General features: G+C 60.5%; 1 protein-coding gene. It reads right to left on the bottom strand.

All coding sequences use genetic code 11. The features are described from left to right. Nucleotides 1-941: 941 nt before the first annotated feature. Nucleotides 942-1,217: a hypothetical protein gene (locus tag GR303_RS24205; RefSeq protein WP_161727017.1), complete on the bottom strand. Its 276-nt coding sequence runs from the start codon at nt 1,215-1,217 to the stop codon at nt 942-944. Nucleotides 1,218-1,429 lie beyond the last annotated feature (212 nt).

The raw sequence follows: 1,429 nt of genomic DNA on the forward strand, positions 1-1,429 counted from the left end.
CTTTGCGCCTGGAATGCGCGGTCGACTTGGACAACCCTCACGTGGAACTCCCGTGGATCAATCCGATGCGGTTCAGGACGGGCGATCGGATAGTGGAGATCGGCATGCTCGCCGAACTTAGGTCAAAGAATTGTTGAGCGGAACCTGACCGACGTGACGGGGCGTTCGACTGGCCCGTGATGTACCGCCTCGATGGTGTGGCCGTCCGAGTCGAACACGTAAGCCGCGAAGTAGTTCGGATGGTAGTTACGCTCCCCAAGTAATCCAGAACGCCTGCAGCCAGGAACCGCGTCCCTGAGAACAGGATGGGAGGGACAAGGGAAACCCCAGTCTTGATCGCAATCCATGTCGCTCCCCCGACAAAGCGCATGATCAAGAACAATATGTTAGTACATTCTGGTGCAGCGGGCATGATAGCCGGGACTTAGCAGAACTGGGCTGTGCCGTTCTTGCCAAACTCATAGTCTACCCGGGTCGGGCAACGAGGTGAGTGCCGGACGGTATTGTTGCTGCTGCGGAACGGTAAGCAGGACCGTGAGAATTGGCGTTCGCCAGGCGGCGGGAAGCTGACTGGGCAAATCGAAGAGGGGCCGAGCATAAGCTATCACCCCTACACCGGTTCGGAGCTCAGATGCCTCTGGCGGGACGTGGGCCTGTGACAGCGGCCCCCCACATCGGACTTTCGCAGGTTGTGTTGCGACGTAGGCGAGCCTCCGATGCCAGTCTCACCAGCTCGGCTCCTGCCAAGTCAGGGCTCCGGAGGAGAGGGCGCTACGACGAGCATCCTAGACGATGTAGCGGCATCGGCGGGGCCCACCTTTGGGCCGCTTGTTGCGGTTGCGTGGATCTGGCGCACCGGTCGCAGGCACATTCAATGTGTTGCTCCGGGGAGTTGCTCGTCCTGGTGATCGGCCGGTGCGCCATCATCGGAACGAGCCGTTCTACTTGCGAGCGGCCATGAGGTCATGGGTGAGGACGGTGAGCTTGCCGATCAGCGATGCCATGTCGCCGGGATCGCACGACCACTGGGTTCCGATGGCCGATCCATCGGCGGACACGGACACGACGGCGAGCGAGCGCAGCTTGCCTTCGCGGGCGAGCCGCAGATGCTCCTGCAGCAGGTCGATCATCGACGCGGTGGTCTCATCGGCGGGTGGCGTCGTCACCGGATGGAGCCGGATCACCGCCTCCCGCTGGCTCGCGTGCGTGTCGTTCATAGTGCACCCCTCAACAATTCCTGTCGCGTTGCAGCCTTCCAGTCGGCTGAGGATGCGCACTAGACATGAACCAAGTGTCAAGACTAGGTCGGCGGTTCACAATCATTGGTTCTGTCGCTTTTCGACAACACTCGTACGAGAAGCGGGGCAGTTGTTGCTTGAGCATTTCTGCAGGTTGCTGCCATTGTTACGGGAAGTCTTTGTGGCGCAAT

Origin of the sequence: Microvirga arsenatis, assembly GCF_009910705.1 — a bacterium.
Lineage (GTDB): Bacteria > Pseudomonadota > Alphaproteobacteria > Rhizobiales > Beijerinckiaceae > Microvirga > Microvirga arsenatis.